This is a genomic window from Paenibacillus wenxiniae (assembly GCF_039822605.1).
Classification (GTDB): Bacteria; Bacillota; Bacilli; order Paenibacillales; family Paenibacillaceae; genus Saccharibacillus; species Saccharibacillus wenxiniae.
Genome location: NZ_JBCGUH010000002.1, coordinates 177,668 through 194,988, shown reverse-complemented (window position 1 = coordinate 194,988; position 17,321 = coordinate 177,668). Strand labels below are relative to the sequence as shown.

Below are 17,321 nucleotides of genomic sequence, written 5' to 3'. Positions count from 1 at the left end.
CGTTCGTTTTTATAAAAAAACGGTGCACATTGTGGAAAAATAACACATTTCCTAACCGAATGAATCAGGATCATTCGATCGGAGTAACCTATAATAAACAGAATGACAGATCGTCTGTTCCTTATCTCTACATCATATGAGCGCGAGCTTCGCTACCATCCAGCCCATGTCGCTGTCTCGCTTTCTGTATTCATATATTGTACTACACGCAAACACCTGCCCCCAAATCAGCCTGTAAAGCAGATTAGTGCAAACGTTTGTATGAATGTACATATCGTACAACGCTATACATATAAAAAGGTTGAAATCGTTCGAAATCCAGCGTAAAAGCGAGCATTTAAAAGCCTTCTATTCTTTATTCCGCTAAAACCTCCTATAAACCATATTTTACATTATATAGCACCCACGTTATCATTAGCGATGTTAAAGAAAACGTTTACATGAATGTCGATAACTGCCTAATTAAATTGTCAATTGTATAAGCTTATTCCTATGTGTTCATATTATTTTTAGCATAATGATAGAGCGAAACTGTGACATGCTGCTGCGTAAATACGGTATGACTCAGTAATGATGTACTGATTACTGATGTGCATAGAAGCTGCTAAGCTGCTGGTGGATGCATTCTCATTCACTCTACTGCTCTGTGTAAGGAGATTTTGGTTAAACTTCCGTCTGCCTTGTAATACATCACATGATACGATCGTTCACTACTCCTATTTATGCAAACGTTTGCTTAAACGCATTACTAAACGCATTACTGCTTAAATGTTAATTTGAAATATGGAGGGATGCTATGTATTGAATTTTTTGTAAGTTTTACATCAATGAAGTACACACGCTGGCCTAACATCACATAAGTCATAAGTTAAGCGCGATTTTGAATCGTACATGTTGTCTTATATTTACTACATTGATCAGGGAGGTTTTTATGATTACATATCGCAGATGGGCTGCATGGCTATTGCTTGCTTGCCTTTTGTTTACGACTGTTACACCGATGGGATCGTCTACCGCTGAGGCGGCGAGTCCGTCTGATCCATTCACATGGGACAATGCCAATGTATATTTTGTCATGACGGATCGCTTTTATGATGGCAATTCAAGTAACAATAATTCATATGGTCGCCCAGCTACAGATGCAACCGGAAGCCAGATCGGGACATTTCACGGCGGCGATATAAAGGGCTTGACGAAAAAGCTACAGGATGGCTATTTTACCAAACTCGGTACTAATGCGATCTGGGTTACCGCACCGTATGAACAGGTTCATGGTTTTGTAGGTGGTGGTAGTGGCGGTGATTTTGCTCATTATGCCTATCATGGCTATTATGCACTTGACTACACGTCGATGGATAAAAATATGGGTACCGTCGAGGAAATGCGCGAATTTGTCGATCTGGCGCATGCCAAAGGCATTCGTGTTGTGCTTGATGTCGTGATGAACCATCCCGGCTATAGCACGCTGAAAGATATGGAGGAATATAATTTTGGTAAACGGCTGAATGGGCTTAACAGCAGCTGGAAGCCGGCCTCTGGTCAAACATGGCATAGCTATCATGATAGTATCGATTACACCGACAGCCAGGCATGGGCAGGCTGGTGGAGCGGCGGCTGGGTGCGTGCAGGCATTGGCGGTTATCCGGCAGGCGGCAATAGTGATCTGACACTCACACTGTCCGGATTGCCTGATTTCCGTACGGAAGTGACGACGAATCAGGGACTTGCTCCTGTATTGCAAACGAAATGGAACAAAGAAGGCAATAGCAACGCATGGGTCATACCCGCAGCCGCTCCGCTGCGTAAAGATCTGGGCATCACGCCAACCGATTATAATATTCGCTGGTTGTCCGCATGGGTAGAGGAATTCGGGATTGATGGTTTCCGCGTTGATACAGCCAAGCATGTGGATCCATTCCGCTGGAAGCAACTAAAAAATGAAGCCAACACTGCGTTACAAAAATGGAGACAAAACAACCCGACCAAAGCAGGTGCGAACTGGAAAGATTCATTCTGGATGACAGGCGAGGTCTGGGGACAGGGCGTCAGTCGTAACAGCTATTATGATAATGGCTTTGACTCGCTTATCAACTTCTCCTTCCAGGATACGAACCTGAACGATCTGGAAAGCTTGTTCAGTAATTATGCCAACAAAATCAACACCGATCCAGGCTTTAACGTACTCAGCTATATTTCTTCTCACGATACCAAGCTGTACGATCGCAATGCATTGTTCCAGGCAGGAACAGCAATGTTGCTAGCACCGGGCGGCATTCAAACGTATTATGGTGATGAAAGCGCACGTCCCGTTGGTCCTGCCGGTTCAGATGCGCAGCAAGGCACACGCTCTGATATGAACTGGAACAGCACGAATGCCGATCTGCTAACCCACTGGCAGAAACTAGGACAGTTCCGCTATAATCATCCAGCGATTGGCGCAGGTGCACATAAGCAGCTTGCTTCTGCACCGTACACATTTAGCCGCACCTACACGAATACAGCAAAAGGCATAAACGATCGTGTCGTCGTTGCAACTGGCGCTTCAGGTAGTACGGCGGTTACTGTTAGCCCGGTATTTGCGGATGGCACATCGGTTCGTGATGCGTATACAGGTGCAACGGCTACGGTTAGCGGTGGCAAAGCAACGTTTACAGCTCATTCACGTGGCGTCATCCTGATTGAAGCAGCTGGATCAGCATCTACGGAGCCGACGGTATCGGCTTCTCCAGCAGGCGGAAGCTTTACGACAGCAGGTGTCAACGTGACACTGAGCGCAAGTAATAGCACCGTAAATCGTTATACTGTCGATGGCACCACACCGACCGCGACCGCAGGTACAGCTTTTGCCAGCGGTGATACCCTCACCATTGGCAGTAATCTGGCGGTTGGACAATCGGTCACACTGAAGCTGTTCGCCGGTAGTGGCGATAAATCCGCAACTGCTTCGTATACATTTACACGCGGAGAGCAGCCTACCGAACCGACAGGGTTAACGATTCATTTTAAAAAGCCTGCGGATTGGACTACACCACAGCTCTACTATTACGAAACAACACCTGCTGTCACCGGACCAGCGTGGGCATCCGCTCCGGCGATGATCGACGAAGGGGACGGATGGTATCGTTATACGATTCCGGCTGTGACAAGCGCACGTCTTATTTTCAAAGATGCGACGCATCAGTTGCCTGGTGCAAGTCAGCCCGGTTTGCTACGCAGTAAAGAAGGCTGGTATGATGGCACCACCTGGTATGACCAGAAGCCAGCTACCGCTGTACAACAGGTTACGTTTAAAGTGACCGTGCCTGCTAATACAACGGCATCGGATACCGTATATGTAGCAAGCAGTTTGAATAATTGGAATCCGGCAGACGCAGCAAGCAAGTTAAGCCGGCAGTCGGATGGCACGTACACACTAACGTTAACACCACCGACAGGGACTGCGATCAGCTATAAGCTGACACGCGGCTCATGGAATAGTGTGGAAACGGCAGCAAATGGCTCAGATATTGCGAATCGCACGTATACTGTCACACAAGGCAGTCAAACGATCAATGCAACGGTAGCTCGCTGGAAAGATCGTTAACCGATCAGGAATTATGAATAGATTCGTTACTCGATTTGTTACTCGATTATGAGCAGATCTACTAATCGATGCCTACGAAAATCATTAATCGATCACTAATGGACATGGTAGTGGATCAATAACAGAAGCACTACTCATTCCATAATAGAAATGTGAAGTGCTCACTAAAAGATGTTAGTATCCAGTATGACATGTTCCCATTTTCCAGTGCTAAGTAATCAGCACTTAGCACTTAGCACTTAGCACTTAGCACTTAGCACTTAGCACTTAGCACTTAGCACTTAGCGTTGTATTCTATGCTTGTCAGCACAGAATACAACGCTATTTTTTGATATGCAATATAGTTTTTCTTTTGATGTGTAACGTAGTTTTCTTTTGTAGTTTTCTTTTAATGTGTAAAATAGTTTTTCCTTTGTTTACGCCTGTCTATACTTCCCTACCCCTTCGTCCGCTCCATCAATGCCATTAGCTTGACCTCTGTCGCAGAATCCTGTACCGGTGTATAAATGCTGCATCGCAACTCGGTATTCCCCTGTACAATGAGCGAACTCAGTTCAAATAGCATCTTCCCCCCACGTGCATGTCGGAATTCTAACACTACGTGTGGCGCAGAACTGACCTTACTTTCCTCCCACAGCGGATTAAAATCAGGATACGTGCTCTTCATCTCCCGCAAAAACGTTTCGTACCAATCGTCCTCCATATACTGCCCATAATAAGCGCGAAAAATCGCTAGAAAATCCGCGGCAAAATCTTTCCAATTCACAGCCAGTCTGCGAAACTCTTTGCGATCAAATAAAAGCGCGATCATATTACGCTGATGTTGCGGTATTTGCTCAAAATCAAGAAATACATGCCGTGCCGCCTCATTCCAGCCTACAATATTACAATGCCGATCAGAGATAATCGTTGGGCAATAACGTAGTTGCTCTAAAATTTTCGCCAGTGAAGGGCTAATCTGCGGCTGTTCTTCCACACTGGCAGCAGGCAACAGATGAGAGCTTTTATCAAGCGCCAGCGAAAATAAATATTTACGTTCATCCGCATTCAGTTGCAGTGCAGAAGCGACATTTTCCAATACTGAAGCGGATGCCTGTATATCTCTACCCTGCTCCAGCCATGTGTACCATGTTGTACTCACACCAGCAAGCTGCGCCACCTCTTCTCTGCGCAAGCCAGGGGTACGCCGACGTAACCCTCCATTCAAACCAACCGCTTGTGGAGCAATACGTGCACGCTTGCCTTTTAAAAAATCGGATAATGCCTGTAATCTTGTCTCATTATTCATGTCTGTTCCTTTCTAAACAAAGTTGTAACCACGCTGCGCTGTTCCTATTTTAAAGTGCCTAATCAAGGCGATTGCCCATCATAAAATGGAGACACGATTCAATATCGATTAGCCTATTATAATTTATACCAGGATAAACGGTAACTTGTAATAGGATATTTTCCATGCCAAAATGATAGCATTAGCCAGGTAGTTGTACAATGGCTCGGTTAGCAAAGAGCGGCAAATAGGCTACTTTATAGTTGTCATATGCCTAGAATAAGCTCTTGCACAAATACGGATATTACCCAGCAGAGCGAATCATCCAGCAGCTCGTTTGCAACCTGGTACTTTGACCAAGTTAACTATTAACTTTAATGGTGTGCTGATCTATTTGTAGTTCAGGATAGGAATCCGATGTGAAATTCATCTCGGTCAATGTAGTGGTCATATAAATCCTATAAGCAATCGCTCTATTGTACGGTTGACGTACTTGGTAGGGGCAGTATCGTTGTTGTATCGCCGCCAAAGCATTGGCTCGTCATTAAGAACACACATAAGGAATATGAAGGAGACAGTTAAATGGAACGAGTCGTCATTACAGGGATGGGCGTGATTTCGCCAATCGGCAACGATGTGGATACATTTTGGAGCAATTTGAGTCAGGGACAATCTGGAATTGGTCCGATCGATACATTTGATACAGAGCGGTACAAAACGAAATTCGCTGGTTTAGTACGTGATTTTGATGCAGCTGCTATATTTGGACGTAAAGAAGCACGGCGAATGGATCGTTTTGCTCAGTTTGCCGTAGCTGCCGCAGAACAAGCCGTGCAGGACGCAGGTTTGGATATGGAAAAGGTCGATCGGGAGCGGGTAAGCGTATATGTAGGTTCCGGCATTGGAGGAATCGACACATTGATTGAGCAGCAAATGAATCTGTTTCAGCGTGGACCAGAACGCATTAGTCCTCTACTCGTACCGGTTATGATTGCCAATAGTGCCGCAGCAACGATCAGCATTCGCCTCGGTTCATGGGGTCCGACCCTTTGCCCGGTTACTGCTTGCTCGATCGGTAATACAGCAATCGGTGAAGCGATGCGTCTGATTCGTTCGGGCGATGCGGATGTCGTTATTGCCGGCGGTTCGGAAGCAGCGATTAATGAAGTATCCGTAGCTGGCTTTAGCAATTCAACTGCATTATCCGAGCGTAACGATGATCCAACCGTAGCCAGTCGACCTTTTGACAGGGATCGGGATGGATTTGTGATGGCAGAAGGGGCTGGAATTGTCGTACTGGAGTCTCTTCGTCATGCCCAAGCACGCGGTGCACAGATTTATGCGGAAGTGATTGGATATGGGGCAAGTTCAGATGCCCATCATATGGTAGCCACTCATCCAGAAGGTCGCGGAGCATCCCAGGCAATGCGACAGGCGCTCCATAATGCAGGCATTACGACAGACGATGTGGATGTGATTAGCGCGCATGCAACGAGTACCGGAGTGGGTGACATTTCCGAAACGATAGCGATCAAGCAACTGTTCGGCGAGCGAGCATATCACATTCCGGTAACGGCCAATAAATCGATTACCGGACATATGCTAGGTGCCGCAGGCGGCGCAGAAGCGATTGCACTTGTGCAAACACTGCGGGAAGGCTTGATTCCGCCAACGCTCAATTTGCACAGTCCTGATCCAATGTGCGATCTGGATTATGTGCCAAATACAGCACGTAAGGCTGGGGTGAAAATCGGTCTGTCTAATTCGTTTGGGTTTGGCGGTCATAATGCGGTGATTGTGCTGAAGCGGTATGATGAGGTGTAATCCTGCTGTATTGATGAACTAACATATAACAAGTAAAAGCCGGACGAGCACCTGGACGATATCCTTGTGCTTGCTGTCCGGCTTTTATGTTTTTATTCATGCTTTTAATGTCTATTTGTGTCTGTACGCTTGTGCAAAGTATAGATGGAGTTTTTTTATAGGATACATGTGGAGCTTTTAATAGAATACATATGGAGCTTCTCATAGGTTAATGCAATGTCTGTTACTTCACTGTTACTTCACTGTTACTCCACTGTTGCTTCACTGTTCGTTACTCCGATTACCGATCTGTACCTGATTTTATTGCACATGTAATTACGGAATTATAAAGTAGCGGCCGTTTCGATCGGAGCGGTTCCCTACTCTACCTGCCTCGTCACCACCAGCTTATGCTTATACGGCTCCGCTATCCGCATAATGGCAGGCTTCGATTCGCGTTCAAACCGATGATTCCAATACAGTCGATCCAGCAAGCCGATCAGGCTGAGACGTTCGTTATCGGGATCAGTGCCGATCTTTTGCCGGAGAAAGCGCTGTAGCATACGCCCATCGCGCACATAGGGAGATGGTGTCAAAAATATAATTTGATCTGCCAGCGCAAAGCTTGGCAGTAACCATTCCATCAGATTACCTTCGACAATCCAGGAGTCCTGTCCAATAATATCCAGCAGCATCCGCTGGCGTTCTGCGGGCGTATTGCGTCGCTTCCGCTTGCCTTCTCGTGTCCACAATAATGTTTCCAGCGAATAACTGGGAATCCCCAGTCTGCTGGACAGCCTTGCTGCCAGCTCCGTTTTGCCGCTTCCCGGCGCACCAACAATATGTATCTTTTTTGCTGACGGCATCGCGATACCCTCCCCATCATTCCTAGCTTCGTTGGTAGCCAGATCATCTGATATAATACTACCAGAACGTGCATACGGATGAAACCAGTCACCAGGCATGATTCATGATCCGAATCGTTCCGCTCCTGTGCACGATCAAACTTTTTTCAACTTGCGTATCTTTTAGCATTCTTTATTCGTTTACATAGTATCAGCAGCTGATCAACAGGCGACGAACCTAATAGCATAGCCGTTCGTATGCCCATTGACCATAGACTGCTGCACATAACGTTATGTACTATTAACGCGATTTTACTTGCGGATAAACAAAGGAGGGCCCCCAATATGGCCTTTGTTCACTCCCTACCTGATTTGGCGAACGTTCGCGCCAACGATACGCTTCAACAGATCCCTTATACCAACATATATAGGATAGCCAGAACGTCAACGGATCATGCTACACAGCAACAGGCTACGTTCTCATTCGATGATAATCATCTTACGACATCGATGCCCGCATTATATCGCTATTGCCGTAGTCTGACGGCTAGTCATTGGGATGCACAGGATCTGATGCAAAATACGCTGCTCAAAGCACTCACCTTACCCTACCAGCACTGGCAGCGTTCGGAAAGTGAGCAACAAGCCTATCTACTGCGTATCGCACGTAATCTGCGGATAGATGAAACACGGCGCGCAATGCGTTTGCAACAGCGCTTACCTCTGCTGCATGAGCTGTTAATCGAACAGCAGGCTCATCAGCGTGCGACACTGGAGCAAACGATGCAGGCAGAAGCAGCAATCAAGCTGCTGCTAGATACGCTGTCACCGTGGCAACACGCCGTGTATGCCCTACGCGAGCTACTCGGCTATACAGCGAGCGAAGCAGCAAGTCTACTGAATACAACGGAAGGTGCGGTCAAATCAGCTCTACGCCGTGCGCGAGCAGCTTTATTGCAAAAGCGTAGCTCTGATGACGACGATGCAGAGCTGACTATACCAGCGTATGAAGAATATGAGCTGCTGGCTACGTATCTCGCCGCTTTTCGTAATGGCAATGCGGCGCATCTCGTGCAGCTGATTCTAAACCAAGCAGCTGATCCAGCTGGACTTGCCCCTCAGATTGTAGGCCAACTGCATTCAGGTGCTTCCAAGCAAACAGTGCAGGGGCAAAGAAGGTATCCTCATGCATGGCTATATGGGGATGATGCAGACCTGGATAAAAGCTACCATTCAGTGCAATGTATGGTTGCTTGATACTGCTTGATGCTGCTTGATTTTGCTTCATGCTACTTGGTTCTACTTAACTTATAGCTGCTTGATGTTGCTTGAGACTGTTTAACGCTGTTTGAGGCTGCTCGATGCTCTTTTAATCTTCCGCATACCTTCTAGTGATGTGTAATCCTGCCCGATGACCGTAGCTAATCCAGACATCTGACTATCGTGATTCTATTTTCCATTTCTGAACGAGCGAAAGGATGATTCACGATGACAACAATTCCTTATGTAATTGAACAGACGGAGCGTGGTGAACGCAGCTACGATATTTATTCCCGACTGCTTAAAGATCGGATCATTATGATTAATGGCGAGATTGAAGATCAAATGGCGAATCTGATCGTCGCTCAGCTACTCCATCTCGCCGCTGAAGATAGTGAAAAAGATATCAGTATGTATGTTAACTCCCCCGGCGGTTCGGTTAGTGCCGGCTTTGCCATTTATGACACGATGCAGTTTATTAAACCGGATATCGTTACGATCTGTACAGGTATGGCGGCAAGCTTCGGAACGATTTTGCTCGTTGGCGGTACGAAAGGCAAACGAATGGCATTACCAAATAGTGAAATTATGATTCATCAGCCGCTTGGTGGAGCGAAAGGTCAGGCAGCCGATGTGATCATTTACGCCGAACGTCTCATCCGTAGTCGCCAAAAGCTGAACAAGCTACTGGCAGAACGCACCGGACAACCGCTGGAACGTCTCGAAAAGGATACGGATCGCGATTTCTTTTTTACTGCGGAAGAAGCACTGGAATATGGTTTGATTGATAAAATTGTGAGCCAATGTTAAGGCAAGCTGTCATGCGAATGTAGCTCTAATTAACAATAAGCCTGCTATCGTGCGCGTTAGTTGAAGTAAGCGCGTTTCGATTAGCAGGCTTATATATGTTGAACGACAGGCTTATATGTGTTGAACGAATATGAATCATTATTTAACCTTGCAGACCATCCCGTCCAATACATTTACATATGCGAATGTCGCGCCTACATCAGCTTTATTTTACAGTAAGCTTGAGTGTGTTGGCTGCTTCACTATAACTTATACTAGCGCCAATCCCACGCGCAAACACTTGCGCAGGCACATACGTTATGCCATCACGTACAACGGGTGCTGTACTTACGGTGGTGCGTACACCATTGTAGTACACGATCTTACTGTCAATTGTCAGTGTCATTTTATACTTGCCTTTGCTCACGGCGATCGCACCTGCATCCTCATTCCATGTCAGTTTGGCATTAGTGGCTTTAGCAAGCTCACGTAACGGAACGAGTGTTGTACCTTTGTACGTTAACGGGCTACTGTTAAATTGCACACGCTGTCCGTTCACATATACTTTCAGACTGGAAGACGTATAGGCGGGCTTCGGTGGCTGTGGAGCCGGAGTTGGAGCCACGTATGGAGTGCTGCTGGCAGAGCTTGAAGAGCTTGAAGAACTGGACGAACCACCATTATGATAATGATACTCGCCGTTCGACAATCCCCATTTCGCACAATTTGTACGGCAATAATGTCCGCCATCCGAATCGGTACGCCCCGGATGCGCAGATGCGACAGAGCTGACAACTAGCACAAACATCGCTAGCACAAACACAGTTACTTGTTTAAACATACTTCATAACCACCTTTTGCAAGATTGACCTTATCTATGTACGGTCTACCTCCATCGTAACATTTCATCATTCAACGAGCTATTTATAATTTCAAAATTGTGGATTTAGAAGCAAATAATTATACAACCTATCATAATAGAGCAATGAAATAACCTCCATTCGTCCTTCTCTTCGTATAGCCAAGAGTTCGGACAAATAGAGGTTGTTCTAAATGTTATGCAGGATATGATGTAGAAATTCAGGATGATTCTTACGCTGAAATAGCTAGTACGATCATTATCCTTTTGTCGCCCCCGCCGTCAATCCATGCACAAGGAAGCGTTGCAGGAACATATACAGAATCGTAATCGGCAGGGCAACAAGCACCGAACCTGCGGCGAATAGTGTAAACTCTGTACTGGAATAACTGTTCACTAGCTCATACAACCCGACAGCCAGTGTCCAATTTTCACGTGAGCGCAGGATCAGACGGGCGAAAATAAAATCGACCCATGCCCCTGTAAACGTCGTAATCGCAATATACGTAATAATCGGCGTGGATAATGGCAAAATGATACGGCGGAAAATTTGAAAATGACTCGCACCATCCAGCAATGCCGATTCTTCAAGTGCACGCGGAATCGTATCAAAAAATCCTTTTGCCACAAACATGCCCAGCGCGGCACCGGACGTGTAGACGAGCACCAGCGCCCACGGCGAGTTAAGCAGATTCATTTGTAACAAAATGACATAGACAGCGATCATACTCATAAAGCCCGGGAACATGCCCAAAATCAAAATGACCGACATCATCGTCTGTCTACCTTTGAACCGGAAACGGGACATCGCATACGCTGTTAAAATTTGCACCAGCGTACCGAGCACCATACTGCTCACCGCTACTTTGAGCGTATTCCAGTACCATTTGACATAGGGCAAATCTTTGTCTGACTGTGTGCGGAACAGATCGGCATAGTGCTGAAATGTTAATTTTTGCGGAATTAAGGTCTCACTATACAGCGAATCGCCTACTTTAAAAGAGGACAGGATGATCCAGAGCGCCGGATAAATACAGGCGATCGCGATCAGCGCCAGCAATACATAACTGATCGTAAGCTTGATGCGTCTTTTCTTTTTCATTGGATCATATCCTCCTCTTTAAAGGAACGGCTGCGTCGATAATTATAAAGCGAGAATGCCGCAATAATAATGAAAATAATAATCCCGATCGCCGAAGCAAAGTTATAACGCTGATTGTCCAGCGTTAGCTTGTACAGCCAGGTGACAAGTAAATCGGTACTGCCTGCATACGCATAATCGCCATTTGCCGGCAACCCATTCGTCAGCAGGAAAATCACGTTAAAGTTATTAATATTACCGGCAAACTGCATAATCAGAATTGGCGCCGTCTGGAACAGCACGAACGGCATCGTGATATTGCGGAACTTCTGGAAGCCTGTCGCTCCATCCACTTCCGCCGCTTCGTACAGATCGCGCGGAATCGCGGTCAATACGCCGAGCACGAGAATCATCGACACCGGAATCCCGATCCACATATTAACGAGAATAACGGTTACTTTTGCCCAGAATGGATCATTCAGCCACGGTACACCGCCAAATCCAAGCATACGCAAATATTGATTGACCGGCCCAAATTGATAATTGAGCAAGTTGCGCATGACCAGCAAAGAGATAAACTGCGGAATCGCATACGGCAAAATAAACAGCGTCCGCCAAAATCCTTTAAAACGAATCCCCTGCTGCTCGATCAGCAGGGCAACCAGAATACCGCCAAAATACGTCGTAATCGTCGCCACAACCGCCCAGATGATCGTCCAGGTGAGTACGCCGATAAACGTATGACTCCATGCTTCCAGTGTAGCCAAATTCGTAAAGGTGCGGAAGCCGACCCAATCGACTAGATTTTTCGGCGGAATATGATCCGGTGCAGAATAGTTCGTAAATGCCATTAACACCATAAATATAATCGGTAAAATGGTAAATACGAGCACACCGATCGCCGGTAAAGCGAGGAGCACATATGGAAAACCTTTGTCGCCCAGCAAACGCCATGTATCACGGAAGCCGTTCACTTTGGCTCCACGCTCACGCTGTTTACCGATCCGATAAGCGTCTTTAATATTAGCTACATAAAAGAAAGCGAGCAAAACAATATACAATAGCGCCACCAGCCCGTAGATCATCATAAAAATCGAATGATCCCCCGGTACGTTGCGATACAATCGTCCTACTTTTTCCATATGAGCCGGTTGCTCACCCAGTGTGACCAGTCCCCATACATTGCTGAAAAGTCCATTCACAATCAAATACAGACTGACCAGACCAGCAAGCAAAAATAGCACGCCTTTCGCCCACTGACGATTATACATCTGACCTGATCCCATAATAATAGCGGAGAGCACAGCAGCAAGTGCTGCGCTCCCCATTCCGGCTGTTCGTTTAGGATGAATAGCTGCCTTATTCATCGTTATTGTCCTGTCGAGATATTGCTCTTCATCTGGTTCACCAGATTATCAAGCGCCTGCTTCGGATCTTTGTTATCGTTCCAGATCGATGACATCGCTGCTTCCATTGGAGACCAGAATTGCGCCATAGCTGGAATCGATGGCATTGGAACTGAGTTTTCAAACTGCTTTAGGAAAACCGATGCGATGGGGTCCTTTTGCACTGTTTCGCTAGCTGCTGCATTTTTGTTCGATGGCAATGCACCGTTCATCTCGAAGTTTTTCACTTGCCACTCTTCTGATGTGATAAAGTCTGCAAATAGTTTGGATGCATTCGGGTATTTTGTATACGCATTAACGAAGTACGCTTTCACACCGGAAAATGGTGTCATAGGCTTGCCGTTTGGCAAGTTTGGATACATGCCGACACCGAGATTTTTCACCGACTCTTTAAGTGAACCTGTGTCCCACGGACCGCTAATGTTCATCGCCAGTTTATTGGAGGAGAACAGCGATTTTTTGATATCTGCGTTAATGTCAGAAGTTTTCAGTGGCAAAATTTTGTTCAAACTTTGGATAAACGTTGCGCCTTCTACCGCCTGCTGACTGTTCAGACCAAGATCCTGTGGATCGGTACCATCTTTACCAAATACATATGCACCATAGCCACCGAGGAACGGGAATACATAATAGCCATTACCAACTTCCCACATGATCGCAAATTTATTCGCTTTCGTATCATTGAATTTGTTAGCAAACTGGATCACACCGTTCCAATCCGCGGGTACAGCATCAATCAGATCTTTGTTATAAAATACCGCTGTTGTTTCAACCGACTTTGGATATCCGTACAAAATATTGTCGTAGGTGAGCGCCTTAATCGCCAGTTCACTGTTGCGGGAGCGTGTATCTTCTTCAAACCAGTCATTCGGCATCACAACGCCAGCCGATACACCCTGTCCAATTTGATCATGCACACCAGCAAACACATCAGCACCCACACCTGCTGGTCCGTCCGTTACCATTTGCCCCATCGATTTATCCGGTCCCAGTTCAGCAAATGTGACGTCAACATTGTATTTCTCTTTAAATGCTTTCGCTGCGGCTTCGATAAATTCTTTTTGATCGCCGCTATCCCATACCGTCAGCTTGGCACCTTCTTCTGGCAACAGTTCTTGCATATCCTCGCTGGCAGCCGGGTCTGCCGCAGGCTGACTTGCCGTTCCACTACCTGCGCCTCCTCCACTACATGCTGACAGAAGCAGCAGCATGATCATAAGCACACTTACTAGCGCACTGTATTTTTGACGTAACATAGTCATTCATCCTTCCATTATGTAATTCAAATTGTGCGCTTCCGATATACAGTTATGTCAGTGGGCGTAACGGCGAATACAGAGGTGTTGGGGAGTGTACGCAAACTGCTTTTGCTGCGGCATACACCACTACGGCTTATACGCATAGGAGTTTGTCTACACATTTGAGATCACACACTGTGTAAATATTTGCGCAAACGTTTGTTCATTTTTGCGCGAAATATGATTTATTCACCATTTCGATTCCATTTCTGACAATAATATTATGTAAACGGTTCATGGAAGCGCTTAATTCAACGATTACATCATAACTCATATTTCCTTTTTGTTAAAACGTTTGCACAAATCATATAAGCTGATTTTGGGCGATTTTGACAGTGTAACCACCATTATGCTTGTTTTATCTACTCCGCAGGCAATATATTTTCATTTTACGCCTTTAGGGTTATTATTAAATCAAGGTTTACACGTCTGTGACACTTCGATTAACATAGAGACACAAGCTGAGAGATGCTGATTGTTATCCAAGTTATACGGTCTCTGAATTCGATTGCACAACATTATATCATCGTATGCAACATCCATTCATCAACATAAACTAAGGAGGTACATATGTCAGTAACTATTAAAGATGTCGCCAAACGGGCGGGCGTATCTCCTTCTACCGTGTCGCGCGTGCTATCCAATCACCCTCGTATTAGTCATGCCACCTCGGAGAAAGTTAGAGCGATCATGCAGGATATGGGCTATCACCCTAACATTATGGCTAAAAGTCTTGTGTCCAAAACGACACAGAGTCTCGGCGTTATTTTGCCCAAACCAGCGGAAGAGCTGTTCTTGAATACATTTTTTATGGAATTGATCCGCGGTATTGTCGCTCAGGCGAATCGCAGTGGCTATGATGTTGTGCTCAGCTCCGGTTCTAGCGAACAGGAGGAAGTGGATGCGGTATCCCGTCTTGTGTATGGCGGACGAATCGACGGTGCCATTTTACTGTATTCACGCAAAAACGATCCGGTTGTTGATTTTTTAAGTCGGAATCAATTTCCTGCTGTGCTGGTAGGACGTAGCGAACAGCATAGCAATATGATTACGGTGGATACCGATAATATTCAGGCCGCAGCTGATGCGACGCGTCATCTTATTCAAATGGGGCATCGCCGGATCGGTTTTGTGAGTGGCCCGCCTGAGCTGGTCGTATCGGTTGATCGGATGGAAGGCTTTAAGCGTGCACTGCAAGAAGCAGGACTGGAGTATCGGAAAGATTGGATTGTGGAAGGCGAGTTCCTGCAAGAAAGCGGCTATCGGGCGATGTCGTTTTTTATGAATTTACCGGAACGCCCTACTGCACTTGTCGTGGTGGATGATATGGTGAGCTTTGGCATTTTGCGCGGTTTGTATGAGCTTGGTTACCGTGTGCCTGAAGATGTTGCAATTGTTAGTTTTAACAATATCGCCCTGTCGGAGCTGTCCACCCCTCCGCTGACAAGTATCGATATTGGCATTTATCATCTAGGGTATACTGCATCCCAAGCGCTTATTCAATCGATTCAGGATAAAAACAAAGTCGATGAGACGATTCACTATCAGCGGCATATCGTTCCGCATCGCCTCGTGCTACGTGAATCGTCGATGTTCTCGCCATCCGCGCCGATGTCTCCTCCTACGCTTTAAAAAGTTTGTTATGAAGCCTCTATAGGCAAAATAACATGTATACACTATCCACAAATACAATATTTAGCAAAAATATCCTGACTCCTTTTCCCTTCGTAATCGAACGTTTGGAAGAGAGTCAGGATATTTGGTATTTTTTGTGTTGTGCTGGAATAGAATATAGGCGGCTCTTTATCATTTGAATATGAACATATAAACAAATAAGTGCATCATTTATCTAGTATATTAAAATGTGTCTATTTTTTTAATTATATTCCATATTGTGGAATTATATAAAATAAGAGGTTATGATGGTTTTGGTTGTAAATCTAACATAAAGGAGACATGATTATGAAAACTCGAAACATTGCTATATTGTCCACTCTGTCGTTAGCTCTTGCTCTCACTGCCGCTCCTACTAGTTTTGCCAGTTCCGTATCACCTGATGTTACAGTAAACAACCCGCTTGTCTCTGCACCAAATGCTATTTCTGTGAATGCCATTTCTTATCCAGTTGGTAGTGAGCGTATTGTTCTTACACTACGTGGTGAACTAGCCGTTACGGTCACTCCTGCCCGTTATGCCACATTCAACTTACAACTGAAAGACTTAAAAGGTAATATTGTTGCTAACCAAGCTTATAGTGGAAGTAGCCCTTATACTTTCCGTATTAGCAATAACGCTATATTGGGAGATTATTATTTAACTGTTACTTCTAGCACAGGTGGTAGCAACGGTTCATTCACAGTAAGCTATTTATAATTTTGAATCTAATCTAGCGAATATAGTAACTATAGTTTTTCCAATTTCATCGAGCATCCACTTTTTCTGGATATCCAGAAAAAGTGGATGCTTTTTTATTATCTACTTTGCCATTCTTTCAAAATCTATTTAGTAATAATTAGCGTATATATACATATCATCGTATTCGTACTCGATTTTACTTGTATAACATAGACATGTTATTGCTGGGATCGAATATATATTTGCGTTGACTTTGCCAAATTATATTTATAGCAATACCCATTTTTTTCTGACTTCAAGCTAATATTTAATGCAATTTTAAGGAACACATCACGTTTCTTTAACGAACAGGCGCTACAATACAAATAAGAAAAGCAGACACCTCACACTTGTACTTCTAACTTGGATTTTTAAAAAGAAACGAGTTCACTTTATTTTTAACTGCTGTCTGTCTGGACGAGACAAGTCGCTTAGTCGATATTTTCTTATCACTTATTCCGTGTTATATGTATCAGTCAACGTACTGTGCATCAACACTCACTTTATGTTTAGGGAGGGCTTCATCATGAAAAAGGACGCTGATCTGTCCATGTGGATGACTCAATTTTTGTGCAGCCCCGATTCCATCAAGGAAGAACGTTTGGCTGAAGCAGAGGAAGAACATGATCCTATCCTGCTCGAAAGCATTCGTTTCCATCTTGAATTGCGCAATCGTTACGATTTGTTAGAACATCATTCTCTGAAGTAAGTTTCACTTCTGATTGTATATCGTATG

Annotated in this window: 13 protein-coding genes; 7 read left to right on the top strand and 6 right to left on the bottom strand. The window is 45.2% G+C overall.

What is annotated here, in order from left to right; genetic code table 11:
• Nucleotides 1–931 precede the first annotated feature (931 nt).
• Entirely contained in the window at nt 932–3,583 is a 2,652-nt protein-coding gene (locus AAHF22_RS04030; RefSeq protein ID WP_347323686.1) for an alpha-amylase family glycosyl hydrolase, read from the top strand.
• A gap of 436 nt (nt 3,584–4,019) precedes the next feature.
• Here the strand turns inward: AAHF22_RS04030 and AAHF22_RS04025 are convergent, their stop codons facing one another.
• The gene (locus tag AAHF22_RS04025; RefSeq protein ID WP_347323685.1) at nt 4,020–4,871 is read right to left on the bottom strand and encodes a helix-turn-helix transcriptional regulator; all 852 of its coding nucleotides are present in this window, start codon (nt 4,869–4,871) and stop codon (nt 4,020–4,022) included.
• A gap of 561 nt (nt 4,872–5,432) precedes the next feature.
• Here AAHF22_RS04025 and fabF point away from each other — a divergent pair.
• On the top strand, nt 5,433–6,674 hold the full coding sequence (gene fabF, locus AAHF22_RS04020) for a beta-ketoacyl-ACP synthase II (RefSeq protein ID WP_347323684.1): 1,242 nt from the start codon (nt 5,433–5,435) through the stop codon (nt 6,672–6,674).
• 359 nt (nt 6,675–7,033) lie between these two features.
• Here fabF and AAHF22_RS04015 read toward each other — a convergent pair whose 3' ends face one another.
• Nucleotides 7,034–7,519 carry an AAA family ATPase gene (locus tag AAHF22_RS04015; protein WP_347323683.1) on the bottom strand — a complete coding sequence of 162 codons (486 nt, stop codon included), beginning with the start codon at nt 7,517–7,519 and terminating at the stop codon, nt 7,034–7,036.
• Between the two features lie 324 nt (nt 7,520–7,843).
• On the opposite strand from AAHF22_RS04015, the gene AAHF22_RS04010 reads away from it, so the two are divergent.
• Both AAHF22_RS04010 and clpP read left to right on the top strand, forming a co-directional pair.
• Nucleotides 7,844–8,755, top strand: coding sequence for an RNA polymerase sigma factor (locus tag AAHF22_RS04010; RefSeq protein ID WP_347323682.1), 912 nt, complete (start codon nt 7,844–7,846; stop codon nt 8,753–8,755).
• A gap of 231 nt (nt 8,756–8,986) precedes the next feature.
• Nucleotides 8,987–9,568 (top strand): ATP-dependent Clp endopeptidase proteolytic subunit ClpP, encoded by a 582-nt coding sequence (gene clpP / locus AAHF22_RS04005; RefSeq protein WP_347323681.1) that lies wholly within the window; start codon nt 8,987–8,989, stop codon nt 9,566–9,568.
• Between the two features lie 205 nt (nt 9,569–9,773).
• On the opposite strand, the gene AAHF22_RS04000 is transcribed toward clpP, so the two are convergent.
• The 4 genes from AAHF22_RS04000 to AAHF22_RS03985 form a co-directional block, all read right to left on the bottom strand.
• The gene (locus AAHF22_RS04000; protein WP_347323680.1) at nt 9,774–10,388 is read right to left on the bottom strand and encodes a copper amine oxidase N-terminal domain-containing protein; all 615 of its coding nucleotides are present in this window, start codon (nt 10,386–10,388) and stop codon (nt 9,774–9,776) included.
• Between the two features lie 277 nt (nt 10,389–10,665).
• The gene (locus AAHF22_RS03995; RefSeq protein ID WP_347323679.1) at nt 10,666–11,508 is read right to left on the bottom strand and encodes a sugar ABC transporter permease; all 843 of its coding nucleotides are present in this window, start codon (nt 11,506–11,508) and stop codon (nt 10,666–10,668) included.
• Nucleotides 11,505–12,854, bottom strand: a complete 1,350-nt coding sequence (locus AAHF22_RS03990) for a carbohydrate ABC transporter permease (RefSeq protein ID WP_347323678.1) — start codon at nt 12,852–12,854, stop codon at nt 11,505–11,507. Before AAHF22_RS03990 ends, AAHF22_RS03995 begins: the two co-directional genes overlap by 4 nt.
• Nucleotides 12,855–12,856: 2 nt before the next feature.
• A complete protein-coding gene (locus AAHF22_RS03985; RefSeq protein ID WP_347323677.1) occupies nt 12,857–14,149 on the bottom strand; it encodes a sugar ABC transporter substrate-binding protein in 1,293 nt (430 codons plus the stop codon).
• Nucleotides 14,150–14,761: 612 nt separating this feature from the next.
• Between AAHF22_RS03985 and AAHF22_RS03980 the strand changes: the two genes are divergently transcribed.
• The 3 genes from AAHF22_RS03980 to AAHF22_RS03970 all read left to right on the top strand — a co-directional run bounded on the left by AAHF22_RS03980 (nt 14,762) and on the right by AAHF22_RS03970 (nt 17,294).
• Nucleotides 14,762–15,823, top strand: coding sequence for a LacI family DNA-binding transcriptional regulator (locus AAHF22_RS03980; protein WP_347323676.1), 1,062 nt, complete (start codon nt 14,762–14,764; stop codon nt 15,821–15,823).
• Between the two features lie 330 nt (nt 15,824–16,153).
• Nucleotides 16,154–16,564 carry a hypothetical protein gene (locus tag AAHF22_RS03975; RefSeq protein ID WP_347323675.1) on the top strand — a complete coding sequence of 137 codons (411 nt, stop codon included), beginning with the start codon at nt 16,154–16,156 and terminating at the stop codon, nt 16,562–16,564.
• Nucleotides 16,565–17,111: 547 nt separating this feature from the next.
• Nucleotides 17,112–17,294: a hypothetical protein gene (locus tag AAHF22_RS03970; RefSeq protein ID WP_347323674.1), complete on the top strand. Its 183-nt coding sequence runs from the start codon at nt 17,112–17,114 to the stop codon at nt 17,292–17,294.
• Nucleotides 17,295–17,321 lie beyond the last annotated feature (27 nt).